This is a genomic window from Arthrobacter sp. B1I2 (genome assembly GCF_030816485.1).
In the GTDB taxonomy this organism is placed as follows: Bacteria; Actinomycetota; Actinomycetes; order Actinomycetales; family Micrococcaceae; genus Arthrobacter.
In genome coordinates, this window is record NZ_JAUSYC010000001.1 from 700,496 (window position 1) to 717,910 (window position 17,415).

General features: G+C 65.5%; 17 protein-coding genes and 2 pseudogenes. 8 read left to right on the plus strand and 11 right to left on the minus strand.

Features of this window, described 5'->3' with window-relative positions; all coding sequences use genetic code 11:
* Positions 1 to 8 precede the first annotated feature (8 nt).
* Positions 9 to 1,565 (minus strand): ABC transporter substrate-binding protein, encoded by a 1,557-nt coding sequence (locus tag QFZ57_RS03235; RefSeq protein ID WP_306897915.1) that lies wholly within the window; start codon positions 1,563 to 1,565, stop codon positions 9 to 11.
* A gap of 217 nt (positions 1,566 to 1,782) precedes the next feature.
* Here QFZ57_RS03235 and QFZ57_RS03240 point away from each other — a divergent pair, with 217 nt between their 5' ends.
* Positions 1,783 to 3,042 carry a glycoside hydrolase family 1 protein gene (locus QFZ57_RS03240; protein ID WP_306897917.1) on the plus strand — a complete coding sequence of 420 codons (1,260 nt, stop codon included), beginning with the start codon at positions 1,783 to 1,785 and terminating at the stop codon, positions 3,040 to 3,042.
* Positions 3,043 to 3,123: 81 nt separating this feature from the next.
* On the opposite strand, the gene QFZ57_RS03245 is transcribed toward QFZ57_RS03240, so the two are convergent.
* Entirely contained in the window at positions 3,124 to 3,561 is a 438-nt protein-coding gene (locus QFZ57_RS03245; RefSeq protein WP_306897920.1) for a universal stress protein, read from the minus strand.
* 36 nt (positions 3,562 to 3,597) lie between these two features.
* Positions 3,598 to 3,882 carry a hypothetical protein gene (locus QFZ57_RS03250; protein WP_306629027.1) on the minus strand — a complete coding sequence of 95 codons (285 nt, stop codon included), beginning with the start codon at positions 3,880 to 3,882 and terminating at the stop codon, positions 3,598 to 3,600.
* Between the two features lie 196 nt (positions 3,883 to 4,078).
* On the opposite strand from QFZ57_RS03250, the gene QFZ57_RS03255 reads away from it, so the two are divergent.
* Positions 4,079 to 4,384: a hypothetical protein gene (locus QFZ57_RS03255; protein WP_306629028.1), complete on the plus strand. Its 306-nt coding sequence runs from the start codon at positions 4,079 to 4,081 to the stop codon at positions 4,382 to 4,384.
* On the opposite strand, the gene QFZ57_RS03260 is transcribed toward QFZ57_RS03255, so the two are convergent.
* On the minus strand, positions 4,369 to 5,121 hold the full coding sequence (locus tag QFZ57_RS03260) for a GAF and ANTAR domain-containing protein (RefSeq protein WP_306897921.1): 753 nt from the start codon (positions 5,119 to 5,121) through the stop codon (positions 4,369 to 4,371). The genes QFZ57_RS03255 and QFZ57_RS03260 overlap by 16 nt on opposite strands.
* Positions 5,122 to 5,224: 103 nt before the next feature.
* Between QFZ57_RS03260 and QFZ57_RS03265 the strand changes: the two genes are divergently transcribed.
* Complete coding sequence (locus QFZ57_RS03265) at positions 5,225 to 6,781, plus strand: carboxylesterase/lipase family protein (protein WP_306897923.1); 1,557 nt, start codon at positions 5,225 to 5,227, stop codon at positions 6,779 to 6,781.
* Here QFZ57_RS03265 and QFZ57_RS03270 read toward each other — a convergent pair.
* From QFZ57_RS03270 to QFZ57_RS03285, 4 genes and pseudogenes are all read right to left on the minus strand, one after another.
* Positions 6,759 to 7,200 (minus strand): annotated as a pseudogene (locus QFZ57_RS03270) (SRPBCC family protein). The gene QFZ57_RS03265 and the pseudogene QFZ57_RS03270 overlap by 23 nt on opposite strands.
* Positions 7,200 to 7,469: a hypothetical protein gene (locus QFZ57_RS03275; RefSeq protein ID WP_306897925.1), complete on the minus strand. Its 270-nt coding sequence runs from the start codon at positions 7,467 to 7,469 to the stop codon at positions 7,200 to 7,202. The pseudogene QFZ57_RS03270 and the gene QFZ57_RS03275 overlap by 1 nt, the downstream one beginning before the upstream one ends.
* A gap of 26 nt (positions 7,470 to 7,495) precedes the next feature.
* A complete protein-coding gene (locus QFZ57_RS03280; RefSeq protein WP_306897928.1) occupies positions 7,496 to 8,269 on the minus strand; it encodes an SDR family NAD(P)-dependent oxidoreductase in 774 nt (257 codons plus the stop codon).
* Between the two features lie 24 nt (positions 8,270 to 8,293).
* Positions 8,294 to 9,118 carry a sugar phosphate isomerase/epimerase family protein gene (locus tag QFZ57_RS03285; RefSeq protein WP_306897931.1) on the minus strand — a complete coding sequence of 275 codons (825 nt, stop codon included), beginning with the start codon at positions 9,116 to 9,118 and terminating at the stop codon, positions 8,294 to 8,296.
* A gap of 187 nt (positions 9,119 to 9,305) precedes the next feature.
* Between QFZ57_RS03285 and QFZ57_RS03290 the strand changes: the two genes are divergently transcribed.
* From QFZ57_RS03290 to QFZ57_RS03310, 5 genes are all read left to right on the plus strand, one after another.
* Positions 9,306 to 10,643: an MFS transporter gene (locus QFZ57_RS03290; protein ID WP_306629035.1), complete on the plus strand. Its 1,338-nt coding sequence runs from the start codon at positions 9,306 to 9,308 to the stop codon at positions 10,641 to 10,643.
* A 36-nt stretch (positions 10,644 to 10,679) separates the two neighbouring features.
* Complete coding sequence (locus tag QFZ57_RS03295) at positions 10,680 to 11,591, plus strand: transketolase (RefSeq protein WP_306897934.1); 912 nt, start codon at positions 10,680 to 10,682, stop codon at positions 11,589 to 11,591.
* Positions 11,588 to 12,607, plus strand: a complete 1,020-nt coding sequence (locus tag QFZ57_RS03300) for a transketolase family protein (protein WP_306897936.1) — start codon at positions 11,588 to 11,590, stop codon at positions 12,605 to 12,607. The genes QFZ57_RS03295 and QFZ57_RS03300 overlap by 4 nt, the downstream gene beginning before the upstream one ends.
* 132 nt (positions 12,608 to 12,739) lie before the next feature.
* Positions 12,740 to 13,399 carry a GntR family transcriptional regulator gene (locus tag QFZ57_RS03305; RefSeq protein ID WP_306901517.1) on the plus strand — a complete coding sequence of 220 codons (660 nt, stop codon included), beginning with the start codon at positions 12,740 to 12,742 and terminating at the stop codon, positions 13,397 to 13,399.
* A gap of 92 nt (positions 13,400 to 13,491) precedes the next feature.
* Positions 13,492 to 13,941: a transferase gene (locus tag QFZ57_RS03310; protein WP_306897938.1), complete on the plus strand. Its 450-nt coding sequence runs from the start codon at positions 13,492 to 13,494 to the stop codon at positions 13,939 to 13,941.
* Positions 13,942 to 13,970: 29 nt separating this feature from the next.
* On the opposite strand, the gene QFZ57_RS03315 is transcribed toward QFZ57_RS03310, so the two are convergent.
* From QFZ57_RS03315 to QFZ57_RS03325, 3 genes and pseudogenes are all read right to left on the minus strand, one after another.
* The gene (locus tag QFZ57_RS03315) at positions 13,971 to 15,023 is read right to left on the minus strand and encodes a LacI family DNA-binding transcriptional regulator (RefSeq protein WP_306897940.1); all 1,053 of its coding nucleotides are present in this window, start codon (positions 15,021 to 15,023) and stop codon (positions 13,971 to 13,973) included.
* Positions 15,023 to 16,508 (minus strand): annotated as a pseudogene (locus tag QFZ57_RS03320) (glycoside hydrolase family 1 protein). Before QFZ57_RS03320 ends, QFZ57_RS03315 begins: the two are co-directional and overlap by 1 nt.
* Complete coding sequence (locus QFZ57_RS03325; RefSeq protein WP_373461174.1) at positions 16,505 to 17,404, minus strand: carbohydrate ABC transporter permease; 900 nt, start codon at positions 17,402 to 17,404, stop codon at positions 16,505 to 16,507. Before QFZ57_RS03325 ends, QFZ57_RS03320 begins: the two are co-directional and overlap by 4 nt.
* Positions 17,405 to 17,415: the final 11 nt, after the last annotated feature.

Below are 17,415 nucleotides of genomic sequence, written 5' to 3' on the forward strand. Positions count from 1 at the left end.
TGCGGGTATTAGCTGGCCGGCGTGTAGGACGAGAGGAGCGGGTAGGCGTTGGTGCCGGCGAACTTCACCGGGGCCACCTTCTTGGTGTTGTAGCCCTGGTTGGTCAGCGCCTCGTACAGCGGGATCATCCAGCCGGACTCCACCAGCCGCGTGTTCAGCTTGGTGGCGGCTGCCTTGACGGCTGCGTCGTCCTTGGCTGCGGCCAGCTCGCCGGTGGCGGCGGACAGCTGGTCATCGGTGGCCTTCTGGACGTTGGTGAACCCGTTGAGGATGGCTCCGTACATCACGCCGACGGGGTTGTCCCAGTTAAGGGGGGCATAGCCCAGGGGCGTGGTGGCGACGGCGGCGAAAGCTTCGTCGGTGGAGGCTGCCATCTTCACGTTCATGGTGATGCCGACGGCGGCCAGGTCCTTCTGGACTGCCTGCAGGTCCGTCTGGGTCTGGGCGCCGGCGAGGATGGTGAACTCGAAGCCGTTCGGGTAGCCGGCCTCGGCCAGCAAGCTCTTTGCCTTCTCCGGGCTGTACGCGAACTTGGTTTCCAGGTCCTTCGTGAAGCCGGCCGAGTCCTTGGGGAGGGCGTTCCAGGCGGGGATGTCACCCTTGTGCAGGGCATCCACCAGGGCCTGGCGGTTGATGGCGTACTGGATCGCCTGGCGGACCTTTTCCTGGGCGAAGGCCGGGGCGGTCTTGCCGATCTTGTCGAAGGAGATCATGGTGTTGACGGTGCCGCCGATCTGGGAGACGCCGACGCCCTTGGACTTGGCGAAATCGACCGTGGAGGACGTCAGCATCGCAACGTCCGCCTGGCCGGAGACCAGCGCATTGGCACGCGCCTGGGGGTCCAGGACAACACTGAAGACCACCTTCTTGAAGGCGTATTTGGTAGCGTCGGGGCTCTTGTCGTTCTTTACCAGGACGTACTTGTTGCCCTTCACGGTGGACGGGTCAAGAGTGTAGGGGCCTGAACCGTCGGGGGTGGCGGACAGGCTTGCGGTGTCCGTGACGCCGTTCTTGCCCACGATCATGCCGGTGGTGGAGGTGAGGTTCTTCTCGAATCCGGGCTGCGGCTTGGCGAAGGTCAGTGCTACCTGGGTGGGGCTGACCACGTCCACGAAGGTGATTTCCTGGGCTCCGCCCTTGGCGACGGCGGAGTAGGCGCTCAACGCGGGATCGGACCGGCGGTCCAGGTTGGCCTTGACCAGTGCGGCGTCCAGCTTGGAGCCGTCAGTGAAAGTCACGTCATCCTTGAGGGTCAGCGTCAGGACGGTGTTGTCCGCGTTGTAGCTGAACTCCTTGGCCAGGCCGGGACCCGCGGAACCATCCGGCTGGAGCGTCATCAGGCTGTCGTAGAGGCCCTCGAAGAACTGGCGCTGGGCGGCTGAGACACGCAGCGGATCGAAGCCGAACGAGGCCGAGTCGCTGTCGATGGCGAGCGTCAGGCTGCTGGTGTCTGCCTTGGGGGCGGCCTGGCTGGACCCGCCGCCGCAGGCGGCCAGGGAACCCATCAGCAGGGCACCGGTCAGAACGGCAGCGCTGCCGCGTGCGGTGGTGGTCAGAAGTTTCATGTGGTGCGCCTTCGCATTCTTCTATGACTGCAACGGAAAGAAAGAAGTGGGGCCGGACGTCCCCGGCTCCCTTCCAGAATCGGCCCCGGCTGGTCCCACCAAACATGTCAATGTCATTGATTGAAAAAGTATTGTGGCGGCCATCACGCTGGCCCGCAGGATGGAAGCAGGGCAGTGAAGCCTGGGACGCCCACGCGTCCATTACGAAAGGAATCCCATGACCAATACGTTCCCCCGCAACTTCCTTTGGGGCGTGGCCACCGCAGGCCACCAGGTGGAAGGCAACAACGTCAACAGCGATACCTGGTTCCTGGAGCACCTGCCCGGGACGATCTTCGCGGAGCCCTCCGGGGATGCCGTGGACCATTACCACCGTTACCGGGAGGACATCGCGCTGATCGCCGGCCTGGGTTTCACCAGCTACCGCTTCTCCATTGAATGGGCCCGGGTCGAGCCGGAGGAAGGCCAGTTCTCGGTGGCGGAGTTGGACCACTACAAGCGTGTGCTGGAGGCGTGCGTGGAGCACGGCCTGACGCCTGTTGTCACCTTCCACCACTTCACCTCACCCCGCTGGCTCCTGCAGGTGGGCGGCTGGGAAGGGGCCCGGACACCTGAACTCTTTACCCGTTATTGCGACCGGGTGATGGCGCACCTCGGTGACCTCATCGGCGTCGCCTGCACTTTGAACGAACCCAATCTTCCGTGGCTCCTTGAATCATTCGGCATCGGCGGAGAGGCACCGGAGAACCGCGGGTCCGTGCCGGTGTGGGCTGCCGCGGCGGAACGCCTCGGTGTTGACGCCAGCACCATCGCGCCATTCCAGTTCTGCTCCACCGAAACGGGCTTCCAGGTGAAACTGGAGGCCCACCGCGCCGCCACTGCAGCCATCAAGGCGCGGCGCCCGGACCTGCCGGTGGGCTGGACCCTTGCAAATTCGGACATCCAGTGGATCGAAGGCGGCGAAGAAACCGCCGCCCGCGTGCGCCGGGACGTCAACGAACGCTTCCTGGAGGCTTCCCGCGGGGACGACTTCGTGGGTATCCAGACGTACGGCCGGACGGTCTACGGCCCGGACGGACACGTGCCGGCCCCGGGAGGGGTGCCCACCAACCAGATGGGTGAAGAACTTTATCCGGAAGGCCTGGAGGCGACCATTCGCGAGGCCCACCGGGTTGCCGGCATTCCGGTGATCGTCACCGAGAACGGACTGGCCACGGAGGACGACGCCGAACGCGTGGCGTACCTCAAGACGGCCGTCGACGGCGTGGCCTCCTGCCTTGCGGACGGCATCGACGTCAGGGGTTACATCGCCTGGACGGCCTTCGACAACTTCGAGTGGATCTTCGGCTACCGGCCCAAGTTCGGCCTGATCGCCGTCGACCGCTCCACCCAGGAGCGCACGCCGAAGGAAAGCGCGCGCTGGCTGGGCAGCCTTGCCCGGGAGCAAGCTTTGGCGGAGGCACAGCAGCCCGCGTAACAGGGGTGAGTTTTTGGGCAGATAACGCGACTTGGCCGCAGGCTAAGTCGCGTTATCTGCCCAAAAACTCCAGCGCACGCCCTAATCGGCACCCGGCCCGCGGATCACCAGTACCGGGCAGTGTGCGTGGTGGATGGTCTGGTGGGATACAGAGCCGAGCAGCATCCCGGTGAATCCTCCGTGGCCGCGTGAGCCGACAACGACGAGGCCTGCATCCCGGGAAGCATCGATAAGCGCCGAAGCCGGATTGCCCTCCACGATTTTCCCCGTAACAGGCACCCCCCGGTCCTTGACGCGTTCGAGCTCGGCTTCAAGGATGGCCTGCGCGTCCTTCTGGAAAATTTCATAATCCCAGGCCGTGCCAAGGGCATCGCTGACGTAGGGAAAGTTCCAGGCTGCCAGCGCCTGTATCTCGGCTCCGCGCAGCCTGGCCTCTTCAACAGCCCAGTCCATGGCAGACCGGGACTGGTCGGAGCCGTCCACGCCCACCACAATCCTGAAAGTCCCGCTACCTGCCACGGTTCCCCTCTTCCTGCTGCACCATTGCCGGCGGGACTAGCCCTGGCCCGTTGGCGCGCCCTGCGCCGGCACTGCCACCGTGGCGTTCCCGGCTTTAGCGGCCTTCTGGGGATTTCCTGCTTCCCTGGCGCAGTGGAGGCAACAGTAGATGCCTGCGTCGCTTTCAACAGGGTGGCCCAGGATCCGGCAGCCGCAGTGCTCGCATGCCGGTGCCATCATGTGGATGGCGCATTCGAAGCTGTCGAAAGTTCCGGTTTGGTGCCCCATGCTGACGGTGAACATGCGGCCCTCGCTGCTGCCGCAGACATCACATGAGCCCATGGTCTTTGCCTCCTGTTGTACTCGACTGATCCAGACACTCAAGTGGACTGCTGCCAGGAGCGGCCTGCCTAGGGGCAAAAGTCCCCCGGAGGCCCGGGGCCATTCGCGCAGCAGATTCTTCGATCCCTTCCCATCCACCGGGCCGCACGTTCCGAACCCCAACCGTAGTACTGCAACCAAAGGCAAGGACGGGGCGATGGATGCCGTGGACCAGCAATCCATGACGGGTGCTGTCATCAAGGAGTACCGGCTGGATCTGGCACAGCTGTGGCTGGAGTTCGTTGGGCTGGGCGGGGACGCCTCAGAACAGCTCATCCGGGACTACTGTGCGGGCGACGCCGCGCTGCCGGCAAAGGAACGTGACGCACTGGCGCAGGCCGTCAACGAACACTGTGCGGCCGTTGGCCTGCCGCTCCGGGCTCCCCTCAGCGAATCTGCCCTTTTCCTTTTGCAGCCGGAACGGCATGACCCGGAGCGGAAGGACCCCTACTCGTCGAAGTAGGTAAAGGTGTCCGCGGCGCCGGCAACTGATGCGACCACGGCGGCCGCAACATCCCGGAGTTTCATGTTCCGCGTGCTGGATGCGTCCGCCAACAGCTTGAAGGCCGCAGCCTGGCTGCACCGGTTCTGCGCCATGATGGCTCCGGTTGCCAGGTCGATCACGGTGCGTGTCTGCATGGCGGCGCTCATGCCGTCTTTCGTCTCTTCCAGCTTCAGCATCCGCAGGGCGAGTTTCAGGCCCTTGGAGGCCTGCCGGACGAACGCTTCCGCCGCATCAACACCGTTGGTGCCGAAGGCGACGGGCCGCGAGCAGTAGAACGTGAGCACTCCCTCCGAACCCCCTTCAAGCGCTGCGGGAATGCTCAGCACGGAGAGGAAGCCCCGGCCCTGGACGGCCTGGACGTACTCCGGCCAGCGCTTTTCCCGCCGCAGGTCGGCAACCAGCACGGTCGTCGCTGTCCGCATCGCCGTTCTGCCCGGACCGTCACCGAGTGTGGACTCCAGCTGCGATATGAGTTGTGCACTGGGATTGCTGCCGGCGCTCGCCGCAGGCTTCTTGGGCCGCAGCACCACGATTTCACAGGAGCATTCGTGGCCCTGCCCGCCGAGCCGGGTGGCAGCGTAGGTCGCGAGATCCTGGAGAAATGCCTCAACCTCGGGGTTCTGCAGGAACGACTCCTGGAGATGCAGGGCAACGTCTGCGAAGTCTTCGTCTTCAGGCACGCCGGCGTGGGGCACGCGTCTTACCTCCCGGACAATAGTTAAGAGCCACATCACTGTGGCCGCCCACTGCCGGACGGTGATGCCAGCCTACCTTCGCCGCTGTCGTAATGTGTCAACCATGACGCGCCTCTCCACCCCCTGCGGATCCGTCGATGGCAGCTCTTTGGTGACTGACGGGACCACAATCCATCGGTTCCTCGGCATCCCGTACGCCGGGCCGCCGTCGGGAGCCAACCGTTTCCGGCCGCCGGTACCGGTATTGCCTTGGAGCGGCGCGCTGGACTGCACTGCTCCCGGCCCGGCGGCGCCCCAAAACCCCGAGTCCCATGCACCTCCCGGCTCTACGCCGCGCTCCTGGAGCGAAGCGGGATGCCTGAACCTGAATGTCTGGACGCCGGGGACGGATGGACCGGCCAAACCGGTGATGGTGTGGATCCACGGCGGCGCATACCTCATGGGCGCCAACAGTGATGCAATGTACGACGGCACCCGGCTCGCCGCTGCGGCGGGCGTGGTGCTGGTGTCCGTCAACTACCGGCTGGGCGCGCTGGGTTTCCTGCACCTGGCGGACCTGCTGGGGGCAGGTTACGAGGACTCGTCCAACCTTGCCCTGCTGGACCAGCTGGAGGCCCTGCGGTGGATCCGCCGCAACATCGCCGCATTCGGCGGCGACCCGCACAACGTGACCGTTTTCGGCGAGTCCGCAGGCGCCGCAGCCATCGGGACCCTGCTGGGCATGCCGGCGTCGGAAGGTCTCTTCCGCCGGGCCATCATGCAGAGCGGCACGGCCGAACGCTACTGCCGGCCGGAGGACTCGGCACGAGTCACCTCCACTTTCCTTGAGCTGTGCGGTCTGGACGCCTCTTCGGCCCAACACCTGCTCACGCTCCCGGTGGAGCAGCTGCTGCAAGCCCAGGCTGCGCTCGAACAGCGCGTCGCGGCGGAATCCTTCGCGGTCCCGCTGCCGTTCCAGCCCACGGTGGGCACGCCGTCGCTGCCGGTTCCGCCGCTCGACAGCGTCCGCAACGGCGTCAACCGCGGGGTAGACCTGCTGATCGGAACCAACCTGAACGAGGGCTCTTTCGCCGTCGAAATGCGCCCGCCGGCTCCTGCTGACCCGGACTACCCGGACCGTGCCGCCGCCGTGCTGTCCGGTGCCGGGGTTCCGCCGGCCCTTGCCTCCGGCTATGCAGACGCGCTGGCCCGGATGCTGCGCAGGGAACCGGCAGACAAGGAACTCCTGGAGGCGGCCATCGCGGATTCCCTCTACCGCCAGCCCAGCAACGGACTCCTGGCTGCACGGCAGGTGGCTGCCGGCGGTGGCGCTCCCGGGAAAAACTTCGCCTACCTCTTCACCTGGCGGAGCCCCGCCATGGGCGGGAAGCTCGGCGCCTGCCACGCGCTGGACATCCCTTTCGTCTTCCGGCAACTGGATGCGCCGGAAGCTGCCTTCCTCACGCGGGGCGAGGCGCCGCAGTCCCTCAGCGACGCCATGAGCGGGGCATGGGGCGCTTTCGCGCGCACGGGAACGCCCGGCACGCCTGCTCTTGCGTGGCCCGAGTATGGCGGGCACCGCAGCACCATGGTGCTCGACGGCGAGTCCCGGCTGGAAGCCGACCCCCGAAGCGAGATCCGCGAGTTCTTCGAAACCGTCAGGCTGCTGCCAGCGAGTTAAGCGTGTCCCGGATGCCGTTCAGTGCCGGATCCCGAAGCGACATGAACGCAGGTTTCAGGAGCGGCTGGATGATCCTGGCCGGTCCGTTGATGCTGAACTCAGCCGTGTATTTGACCACCGAACCGGTCCCGTTGGGGCTGACGTCGATCGAGTCGAAAGCAGTCACGGTCTTGTTCTCGCCCCGCAGCTTGATGTGGTTGTCCGTCAGCTCGATGGACCTCATAGACCAGGGTCTGGCGCTTCCCCCGGAACTCGGACTCAGCGTGGTACTTGTGCCCCACGGCCACCGGCCCGGGGGTGAGCTTGTCCATGACAGGGGTGTTGGGGTCCCACTTGCTGGTGTTCTCGAACTCACTCATGAAGGCAAAGGCCTTCTCGGCGGACAGGTTGGTTTCCACACTTCCGGTGACTGTGATCATCACCCCAGTCTAGGAGCCGACCCCAGCTGGGCGGCAGCCATCTTGTAGCAGAGTTTCCCCTCCAGTTCCCGGGGAGTAATCCACACTTCGTATCCCTCGTCCGCGGAAAAAAGCACCCGGCCCGCTGCGGAGTCGGCGGCGAGCCACAGTGCAGAGGAATCCTGCATGGCGTCATCGACCACTCCGGCCCGGACAAGCTCGGAATCCTTGCGGACCTCCACGGGAGTTCCAACAAGCCGGCTCCAGTCCTGATAGCGGTAGGGCTTCATGATGGCCTCCCGGGGGTCCGTTGCTGTTAGTGGATGTGGCTGCCGCCGTTGATGTCGATGGTGGTGCCGGTGAGGTAGGCGGAGTCTTCGGAGGACAGGAAGGTGATCACGGAGGCCACTTCTTCCGTGGTGGCGTTCCGTCCCAGGGGAATGCCGGCGTTGATGGCGGCTTCCTGCTCTTCGGTGCTGCCCACGCGGATGTTGGTGTCCACGGCGCCGGGGGTGATGGCGTTGACGGTGACGCCCGTGGTGCCAAGCTCACGGGCGAGGGCCTTGGTGAAGCCCAGGATGGCGGCCTTCGCAGCGGAGTAGGGGACCTTGCCGAACACGCCGCCGCCGCGCTGGGCGGAGACGGAGGACATGTTCACGATCCGGCCCCAGCCGTTTTCGATCATGTCCGGCAGGAACGCCTTGGTAACCAGGTAAGTGCCGGTGGCGTTGACGTCCATCACCTTGTGCCACAGCTCAAGGGTGGTTTCCAGGAACGGCACCGGGGAGGTGATGCCGGCGATGTTGGCCAGGGCACCGACCGGCGGAAGGTTGCCGGCGGCCACCTCGGCGGCGACGGCGGCCTGGGCTGCGGTCACGGAAGCCTCGTTGGCGACGTCGATTTCGTGGCCGAACGCGGGAACGTTGAATTCATTGCCGATTTCCGCGGCGACCTTGGCGGACTTTTCGCCGTCCAGGTCCAGGATCACGATGCCCCAGCCTTCACGGGCATAACGGCGGGCGGTGGTGATGCCGATGCCCCGGTCCGAGGTTGCTCCGGTGAGGACTGCAGTGCGGTGGATGGTGGTCATGATGGTGCTCCTTTGCGTTGTGCTTTAGATGAGGTCGGTGATGAAGCTTGCCGCCTTGGCGGCGGCGGCCGGGCGTTCGTCGTTGGTGACGTCCCGGGTTTCCAGTTCAAGTGAGAAGTGGCCCGCGTAACCGTCCGCGGCGAGCCGCTTCAGGCCACCGGCGAAGTCGGCGTCCCCGTTGCCGATGCTGAGGTTGATGTTCCCCGGCACGGCGTCGCGCAGGTGTACGTGGCTGATTCGGCCGCGGTGCCGGTGGAGGTACGCCCGGATGTCCTCGCCGGACGCCACAATGTGGCTGAAGTCCATGACGATTCCGACGCCGGATCCGGCCAACCGGTCCGCCAGCAGTCCCGCGCGCTGCAGGTTCCAGCAGAACCGCAGAAAGTGCAGCGATTCCGTCCAGAGTTCGACGCCGAACTCCGCCGCCCGCTGACCGGCACCAATGAGCTGCGCGGCGATGAGGTCCAGGTCCTCCTCGACGCTCCGGACCGGGTTGTGGTCCAGGGCGCCGCAGGGCAGGACCAGGGCCTTGGCGCCGGTGTTGGCCGTGAGGGTGAGCAAGGCGTCCAGGTGGCGCTGCCTTGCTGCCTTGCCGTCGGCGTCGAGCACTGCGTTCAGGTCCCCAATGTCGCCGTTCACAGACCGGACGCGGAGGCCGGAGGCATCCACTTCGGCTGACACCGCAGCAACCGCGGCCGCATCGAGTTCGTAGGGAACGTGGTCGCACACACCGGGCAGTGCGCCCAGGTCGATCTCCTCGAAGCCCAGCCCCTTCATGGTGCGCAGGGCGCCGCCCAGGTCCTGGTGCCGGAAGCTGATGGATGAGCACCCGAGTCTGGAATGGAACATCGTTGATCCTCTGGTTTGTGCCAAGCGGTAGTGATGGAGACCACAGTATCTGCGTCCACTGTCAACAGTCAACTATGGAAGTCGACTGTTGACACTGAAGCATGATGGAGGTCACACTGGGTCGTATCAATTTGTTAACAGTCGACAGCGGCGACTTCCTTCAGCCGCTCTTCGAAAGGGAACCACCATGAGCAAAGATGCTCTGACCATGCGCGGTCCGGTCCACGGCACCAAGGACGCCAGGCGTGTTGCCATCGGATCCGGCGTGGGGGCCGTCATCGAGACCTATGACTTCATCGGCTTCGGCACCGCTGCCGCACTGTACTTCGGCACCGCATTCTTCCCCGGGAGCGATCCTGTCACCGGCACCCTTGCCTCCTTCGCCACCCTCGGCGTCGGTTTTGCGGCCCGTCCCCTGGGCGGCATCATCGGCGGCCACCTCGGTGACAAGGTGGGCCGCAAGCCCGTCCTGGTCGCCTCACTGATCCTGATGGGCCTGGCCACGTTCGCCATCGGCCTGCTCCCGACCTACGCGGCGGTGGGGCTGCTGGCCCCCGCACTGCTCGTCTTTGTCCGAATCGTCCAGGGCCTGGCCTTCGGCGCGGAATGGGGCGGTGCCATCCTGATGAGCTACGAGCACGCACCCTGGAAGACCAAGGGCAAGTACACCGGCATCGTCCAGGCCGGCTTCCCCGTGGGCCTGCTCCTGGCCAACCTGACCTTCCTGGCGAGCACCAGCCTCGGCGGCGAACTGGCCTGGCGCATCCCGTTCCTAGCAAGCATCGTCCTGGTGGTTGTCGGGCTGATCATCCGTTCCAAGGTCCCGGAGTCCCCCGTCTTCGACGAGGTCAAGGACAGCGGCACCATCGTCAAGTCGCCCATTGTCGAGGTCATCAGGACTGACTGGCGCAACATCGTCAAGGGCATCGGCCTGCGCATCGCCGAAACCGCCGGCTACGCCGTGTCCATCACCTACATGATTTCCTACCTCAACAGCCAGCACCTGGCGGACAAGAGCCAGACCCTGGTCGCCCTCTGCATCGCCTCCGCTATCGGTATCTTTGCCACCCAGGCCTGGGCAGCCCTTACCGACCGCATTGGCCGCCGTCCGCTGTACGTCTGGTCCACGGCCTTTGCCGCCCTGTTTGCGATCCCGATGTTCCTGCTGGTCAACACCGGCCTGTTCATTGCCATCATCATCACCCTCGTAATCTCCTACGCGGTCTGCCAGAACTCCCTCGCCGGCGCCCAGGGCGCCTGGTTCCCCGAGCTCTTCCAGGCCAAGACCCGCGCTTCCGGCGCCAGCCTGGCGTACCAGATCTCCGCCATGGTGTCCGGTTTCACCCCGTTCATCACCACCCTGCTGTTTGTCAGCTTCGGCTGGATGGGTCCGGCGTTGCTCTTCGGCACCTACGCCCTGATCGGACTCTGGGCCGCCATCGCCACCCGCGAAACCTGGGGCAAACGGGAGCGCGAGCTGGCTGACGAAGCCACCAAAAGCACCCCCAACACCGTCAACGCCTGAATGACCACCACGCGCCAAATGATCACGGAGCCAGTAATGCCAACAGATACCGTCCAGGACCGTGCCCCACAGGGACCTAAACTGCAGACCGAAGTGACCCCGGGGCGGGTGGACAGGATCAGCGCCGCCGCCTACCGGATCCGGCACCACGCCCTGAACATGGGCGAGGTCCAGGGCCAGGGCTACGTGGGCCAGGCCCTCGGTGCCGCGGACATGCTCGCCACGGTCTACGGGGACCAGCTGAATTTCCGCGCCGGGGACCCGCACTGGGAGGCACGCGACCGGTTCCTGCTCTCCACCGGGCACTACGCAATCGGCCACTACGCTGCCCTCGCCGAGGCCGGGATTGTTCCGGTCGAGGAACTGGAAACCTACGGCTCCGATGACTCCCGGCTGCCGATGTCCGGCATGTCCACCTACACGCCCGGCATGGAAATCTCCGGCGGTTCCCTGGGGCACGGCCTGACCATCGCCGTGGGCATGGCCCTGGGCCTGCGTTACCAGGGCTCAAGCGCCCGGGTGTTCAACTTCCTCTCCGATGGTGAGCTGGACGAGGGCTCCACCTGGGAAGCGGCAATGGGGGCGCACCATCACCAGCTGGGCAACCTCACCGCCATGGTGGACATCAACGCCCTGCAGGCCGACGGCAAGACGGACACCGTGCTGCGCACCGAGCCGGTCACGGAAAAGTGGGAATCGTTCGGCTGGTACACCCAGCGGGTGGACGGCAACGACGTCGGCGCGCTGCTGACGGCGTTCGACAACGCAGCCGCCCAGGCCGCCGCCGTCGGGCGTCCCTCCGTAATCCTGTGCGACACCAAGGTGGGCCGCGGGGTGCCGCTGCTGGAAGACCGCGAAAAGGCGCACTTCATGCGCATCGAAGAACACGAATGGCAGACCTGCCGCGAGCAGCTCACCGCCGGCTACGAAGGAAAGGCTTCAGCATGAGCACCACCACCGAGGCTCCCGACACGACCACAGCGGCCAAGCCCAAGCTGAAGACCTCCGCGATGATCGCCTCCTTCGCCGACCCCGGCCAGAAGACGTCCTCCGCACCGTTCGGGCACGCACTGGTCAAGGCCGCACAGGAGAATGACAAAATCGTCGGCCTCACCGCGGATCTGGGCAAGTACACGGACATGCACATCTTCGCCAAGGCCTTCCCGGAGCGGTTCTTCCAGATGGGCATGGCAGAGCAGCTGCTCTTCGGCGCCGCCGCCGGCCTGGCTGAGACCGGGCTGGTGCCGTTCGCCTCCACTTATTCGGTGTTCGCCGCCCGCCGCGCCTACGACTTCCTCTGCCTGGACGCTGCCGAACCGAACCTGAACGTCAACATCGTGGGCGGCCTGCCCGGCCTGACCACCGGGTACGGCCCCAGCCACCAGGCCACCGAGGACATGGCGATCTTCCGGGGCATGCCCAACCTGACCATCGTGGACCCCTGCGACTCGGTGGACATCGAGCAGGCAGTCCCCCAGCTTGCAGCTTCGGAGGGACCGACCTACCTGCGGCTGCTGCGCGGCAACGTGCCCACCGTGTTGGATGAGTACGGTTACACGTTCGAACTCGGCAAGGCCAAGGTCCTGCGCGGCGGCAACGACGTCGTGTTCATCTCCTCCGGCCTGATGACCATGCGTGCCCTGCAGGCAGCGAAGGCCCTCGCGGCACACAACGTGGACGTCGCCGTCGTGCACACCCCCACGATCAAGCCGTTCGACGCCGCAACCGTCCTCAAGGAAATCAACACGGACCGTCTGGCTGTCACCCTGGAAAACCACTCCGTGGTGGGCGGCCTGTTCGAAACCGTCGCGTCCGCCGTCGTCACCGCGGGCCTGGGCAAGCGCGTGGTGCCGGTCGCGCTCCCGGACCAGTTCCTGGACGCGGGCGCACTGCCCACCCTGCACGACCGCTACGGCCTGGCCGTGGACCGCATCGTGGCCAAGGTCCTGGCTGAGCTCGGCTAAGACCTGCAGCCCGGGCATCAGGACATTCCGGAAAGCACGGCACCGGTCCCGGCCGGTGCCGTGCTTTCTGCCGTACTATCGAAACTACTTCCGACTGTAAACAGTCGACTTATGACATTGAGGACAGAAGCCATGGCCGGACTGACCGCCCCGCTGCTGGGACTGGAAAAGAAGAGCCTGCGCGAGCAGGCGCTCTCGGCGCTGAGGACCGCCATCACCAGTGGCGAGCTGGAGCCCGGCCGGCACCTGGTGGAGACAGAACTTTCCGAAATGCTGCAGATCAGCCGGGGCACCCTTCGGGAAGCCCTCCGCCAGCTGGAGCAGGAGGGGCTACTGTCCGCAGGGCCGCGCGGCCGGCTGTCGGTCCGGCACCTGGACGAAAAGGACATCCGGGACATCTACGCCGTCCGCGCCGCTTTGGAATCCCTTGCCGCCCGGACCTTGTGCGAACTGCCGGACCGGCAGCACGTCACCGAATCCCTGCACAAAGCCATCGACGCCATGGCGGCGGCAGCCAGCGGAAGCCTCGAGGAACGGATCGAGTCCGACCTTGAGTTCCACCGCACACTCTGCCGGCTCACCGGCAACGAAACGCTGCTCCATTCCTGGGAATCACTGGAGGGCTCCATCCGCATGTCCATCATGTTCGCCGGCCTTCAAAAAGGTGTCAGCAACATGAGCGTGGACCGCCACAAGGACATCGTGGCAGCCATCGACACCGGGGATGCCACCCTGGCCCGCAAGACCATCCTGGAACACATGGCTACCGCTGCCGCGAACCTGGTGGCTTAGTCCCCTTTCAGGGGCACGTTCGGGAATCCCAGCTCCCTCCCGCCCGTTAACCTACTGCGCGGTAAATAACCGCGGCGTTAACGAGGGATGGTATGACCGCAAAGTTTGTGTCAGTTGAGGACGACGCCGGCAAGGTCACCCGGTACGCCCGCCACGACAACGGCGGCGGACTCATCGCACCCGGCGCCCACGTGGCGGACAGCGCCAGGATCGGCCCCATGACCTATGTGGAGCACGGCGCCGAGGTGGGTGCGGGCTGCCGGATTGGGCACGGCAGCTGGATCGACCGGGACGCAGTCATCGGTGACCGGACGGTCATCGGGGACGGCGTACGGATCGGCCGGGGCACCGTCATCGGCAACCGGGTGAACATCGGCAGCCACTCGCGCATCGGCTCCAGCGTCCTGATCGAGCACGGCGTCCACCTGGATACCGACAGCACGGTTCCCGACGGCAGCGAGGTCCTCGCCGGGGCGCACTCCCGCCTCGCACCGGCAAGGCACCGGACGCACCGCAAAACCAGGGGCGGAATGGCGGCGTAAGCCGGCAGGAAACGCTGTCGGCTTAGGGGTCAGGAAGCTGCGCTCCCGCGTACCACCAGTTCGGCCGGATAGATTACCGGGTCCAGCCGTTGATCGGGGTTCTCGATGGCGCGGATCAAGAGCTGTCCCGCTGCCACCGCCATGTCAACCATCGGATGGGCGACCGTGGTCAGTCCCAGGCCGTCGGCAGCGAGGATGGAATGGTTGTCGAAGCCAACAACGGCCACGTCGTCAGGCACACGCCGGCCCATGCTCCGCACGGCGTCCACCACGCCCAGCGCCATGAGGTCCGAGGCGGCGAAAATGCCGTCCAGCCCGGGCGATTGGGTGAGGAGGCTCTTTGCGGCGCCGGCACCGCCCGCCGTCGTGAAGTCGCCGTGGATGACCGGGCCGGGCTGCAGCCCGGCCTCACTGAGCCCACGCATCCATCCTTCCAGGCGGTCGACGGCGGCTGTCATGTCAGTGGGACCGGCAACAGTTCCCAGCCTGGTACGTCCCATTTGGGCCAGGTGCCGCGCAGCCAAGCGGCCACCCTCAAAGTTGTCCAGGTCGACAAAGGGCAGCCCTGAGGCCGTGTCCCATGGCCTGCCTATAAAGACTGTTGGCAGTCCTGTTTCCCCCAAGGTCTCCACCCAATCGTCTGCACGGTGGTGTGATACCACGATTGCCCCGTCCACGTGGCCACCGCGCAGGTACCGGAGGGTCCGCGCGGAGTCGTCCCCCGCCCGGGACATCAACAGCACGAGCTGCATGTCGGTATTGCGAAGTGCTTCATTAACGCCCGTGATCACGGCGGCGAAGTATGGATCCATCATGACCCGCGCATCCGGTTCCGGAATGACCAGCGCAACCGATGCCGTGCGACGGGTCACCAGGCTGCGTGCGGCACGGTTGGGCGTGTAGCCCAGGGTAATGATCGCGGCATCGACGGCGGCCTGGGCTTCCGGGCTGACCTTCGATCCGCCGTTGATGGCCCGTGAGGCAGTGGAGCGGGACACCCCGGCAGCCGAGGCCAGATCCTCCAGCGTCGGACTTGGCCGCCCCGCCCTGGCAAGGGCGGGGCGGGTAGTCTTTTCGTTCATTACACAGACAATACGACACCCCGTCCAGAAGATGGCATGTGGAGGCCGGCAGTGGTCAAGGCGTTAGCAGCGGCCACCTCGCTGTACCACAGAGCGCTTGCTTTCGGTATCCTCTCCTGGGTTTGATAGTCCACCCTGACCAGACCAAAACGCTGGTGGTATCCAAAGGACCACTCGAAATTGTCCATGAGGGACCAGGCCAGGTAACCGCGGACATCCACACCGTCAGCAATGGCAGCGTGGACAGCCTCCAGGTGGGCGGAGAAAAACGAGAGCCGGTCCTGGTCGTCAACGAAGCCGGATGCGTCCGGGACATCATCGTATGCAGCACCGTTTTCGGTGATGTAGACCGGGATTTCCGCCGGACCGGTGTACTCGGCCTGCAGCCTGTTAAGAAGTCGCCGCAGCCCCTCCGGCTGGACTTCCCACCCCATGCCGGTGACAGGTAGCCCCCGGGGGACGGAGCGCGCGCCATCTGCGGCGACAAAGGGGGAAGACGTCGGGCGGAGCGCCTGCCCCGCGGCCGCCCCCGGCACCTCCTCCCCACCCTCGGATGGGGCTTGGGGATCCTTCGTCACGGATTCTCCGTGGTAGTAGTTGACGCCGAGCAGATCCAGGGGCCCCGAAATGATGTCCAGGTCGCCCTCCCGTACAAAATCAACCAGCCCCAAGTGCGCAACATCCGCCAGGAGGTCGACCGGGTACTCCCCCTTGAACAGCGGATCCAGGAAGATGCGGTTGAACTGCCCATCCATCCGCCTGGCGGCGTCACAGTCACCTTCGCTGTCCGGATCCCGGGGATCCGCCACGGTCAGGTTCAAAGTGATGCCCAGGGCGGCGTCCTCATCCAGAGTGCGCACTTCCCGGGTCGCGAGTCCGTGGCCGAGCAGAAGATGGTGGGCCGCGGCCAGCGCGGACCGGGGTTCCTGCCGGCCCGGCGCGTGGACGCCGGCCGCGTAGCCAAGGAATGCCGACGCACCAGGGTTCGTTCAGGGTGGTCCAGAACCGGACCCGGTCGCCCAAGGCGTTATGCATAACCGCCGCATATTCGGCGAAGCGGTAGGCGGTTTCCCGGTTCGCCCAGCCGCCCTTGTCCTCCAGCGCCTGCGGCAGGTCCCAGTGGTACAAGGTCAACCAGGGCGTGATGCCGGCCGTGAGCAGCTCATCCACCAAGCGGGAGTAGAAAGCGATGCCTTCGGGGTTGGGCGTCACACCGTCAGGCATGCACCGGGCCCACGACGTGGAGAAGCGGTAGGCCTGCATGTTCAACTGGCCCATGAGCGCTACGTCCTGCCGGTAGCGCCGGTAATGGTCGCAGGCCGCGTCTCCGTTATGCCCGTCCGCCACGGCTCCGGGAATACGGGCGAAGGTATCCCAAATCGAGTCCTGCCTCCCGTCCGCGTGGGTGGCGCCTTCGATCTGATAGGCAGCCGTGGCGGCACCCCAGAGAAAATCCTGGGGAAACGAAAGTGGGGTGAAACTCATCCTTTTACTGCTCCTTGCATGATTCCTGATACGAGTTGCCGGCCTGCCGCAATGAACAGGAGCAAGAGAGGGACGGTAGCGAGAACAGCGCCGGCCAGGACCACCGAGTAGTCAACAAAGTGGGCAGCCTGGAGCAACTGCAGTGCCACCGGAAGGGTGGGGTTTGAGGGGTCGAGGACGATGAAGGGCCAGAAGAAGTTTGTCCAGGTGGCCACGAACGTGAACAGGGCAAGCATTGCCGCTGCAGGCCGGGCGGCCGGGAATCCGACGTGCCAGAACGCCTGGATCATCGACGCGCCGTCCATCCGGACCGCCTCAATAAGCTCGTCCGGCAGGGCGTCCCGAAGGTACTGCGTCATCCAGAACACTCCGAAGGCCGTGACAAGGCCCGGGATGATCACGGCCCACAGCGAACCTGTCCATCCGAGCTTCGACATCACGATGAACAGCGGGACAACACCCAGCTGGGTGGGAACTGCCATCGTGGCGATAACGAAGATCAGCAGCGCCTTGCTACCCCGGAAGCGGAGCTTGGCGAAAGCGAATCCGGCCAGGGTGGAGAATACGACGACGGACGCGGCAGTCACGCCGGAGACGATGAGGCTGTTGCCCATGGCTTTCCAGAACGGGATGCTGTCGAGGACCTTTGCGGCGTTGGCGGGGAAGTTTCCGCCGGGGAGCAGCGGGATGCCGCGGCTGAGTACCGTGTTGTCGTGGCTGCCCACCAGGAAGGACCAGTACAGCGGAAAAATCGAGGCGAGAAGCACAGCGCCCAGGAAACCATAGGTGAGGAAGCCGGGCCGACGTGCACCGCCAAACCCTGCTTTGGGTTTCCCGCCGGCGTTTCGCCGGGCCGCCGCCCTGGCGGCTCCCTTGCCGGCAGTCTGTTCAGTCATGGGAATGGAGC

Bases quoted from the DNA above. Each gene is read 5' to 3' on its own strand.
- QFZ57_RS03300 (WP_306897936.1), top strand. From the start codon at position 11,588: ATGAGCACCACCACCGAGGCTCCCGACACGACCACAGCGGCCAAGCCC.
- QFZ57_RS03235 (WP_306897915.1), bottom strand. From the start codon at position 1,565: ATGAAACTTCTGACCACCACCGCACGCGGCAGCGCTGCCGTTCTGACC.
- QFZ57_RS03295 (WP_306897934.1), top strand. From the start codon at position 10,680: ATGCCAACAGATACCGTCCAGGACCGTGCCCCACAGGGACCTAAACTG.
- QFZ57_RS03285 (WP_306897931.1), bottom strand. From the start codon at position 9,118: ATGTTCCATTCCAGACTCGGGTGCTCATCCATCAGCTTCCGGCACCAG.
- QFZ57_RS03310 (WP_306897938.1), top strand. From the start codon at position 13,492: ATGACCGCAAAGTTTGTGTCAGTTGAGGACGACGCCGGCAAGGTCACC.
- QFZ57_RS03240 (WP_306897917.1), top strand. From the start codon at position 1,783: ATGACCAATACGTTCCCCCGCAACTTCCTTTGGGGCGTGGCCACCGCA.
- QFZ57_RS03250 (WP_306629027.1), bottom strand. From the start codon at position 3,882: ATGGGCTCATGTGATGTCTGCGGCAGCAGCGAGGGCCGCATGTTCACC.
- QFZ57_RS03315 (WP_306897940.1), bottom strand. From the start codon at position 15,023: ATGAACGAAAAGACTACCCGCCCCGCCCTTGCCAGGGCGGGGCGGCCA.
- QFZ57_RS03280 (WP_306897928.1), bottom strand. From the start codon at position 8,269: ATGACCACCATCCACCGCACTGCAGTCCTCACCGGAGCAACCTCGGAC.
- QFZ57_RS03275 (WP_306897925.1), bottom strand. From the start codon at position 7,469: ATGAAGCCCTACCGCTATCAGGACTGGAGCCGGCTTGTTGGAACTCCC.
- QFZ57_RS03290 (WP_306629035.1), top strand. From the start codon at position 9,306: ATGAGCAAAGATGCTCTGACCATGCGCGGTCCGGTCCACGGCACCAAG.
- QFZ57_RS03255 (WP_306629028.1), top strand. From the start codon at position 4,079: ATGGATGCCGTGGACCAGCAATCCATGACGGGTGCTGTCATCAAGGAG.
- QFZ57_RS03265 (WP_306897923.1), top strand. From the start codon at position 5,225: ATGACGCGCCTCTCCACCCCCTGCGGATCCGTCGATGGCAGCTCTTTG.
- QFZ57_RS03325 (WP_373461174.1), bottom strand. From the start codon at position 17,404: ATGACTGAACAGACTGCCGGCAAGGGAGCCGCCAGGGCGGCGGCCCGG.
- QFZ57_RS03305 (WP_306901517.1), top strand. From the start codon at position 12,740: ATGGCCGGACTGACCGCCCCGCTGCTGGGACTGGAAAAGAAGAGCCTG.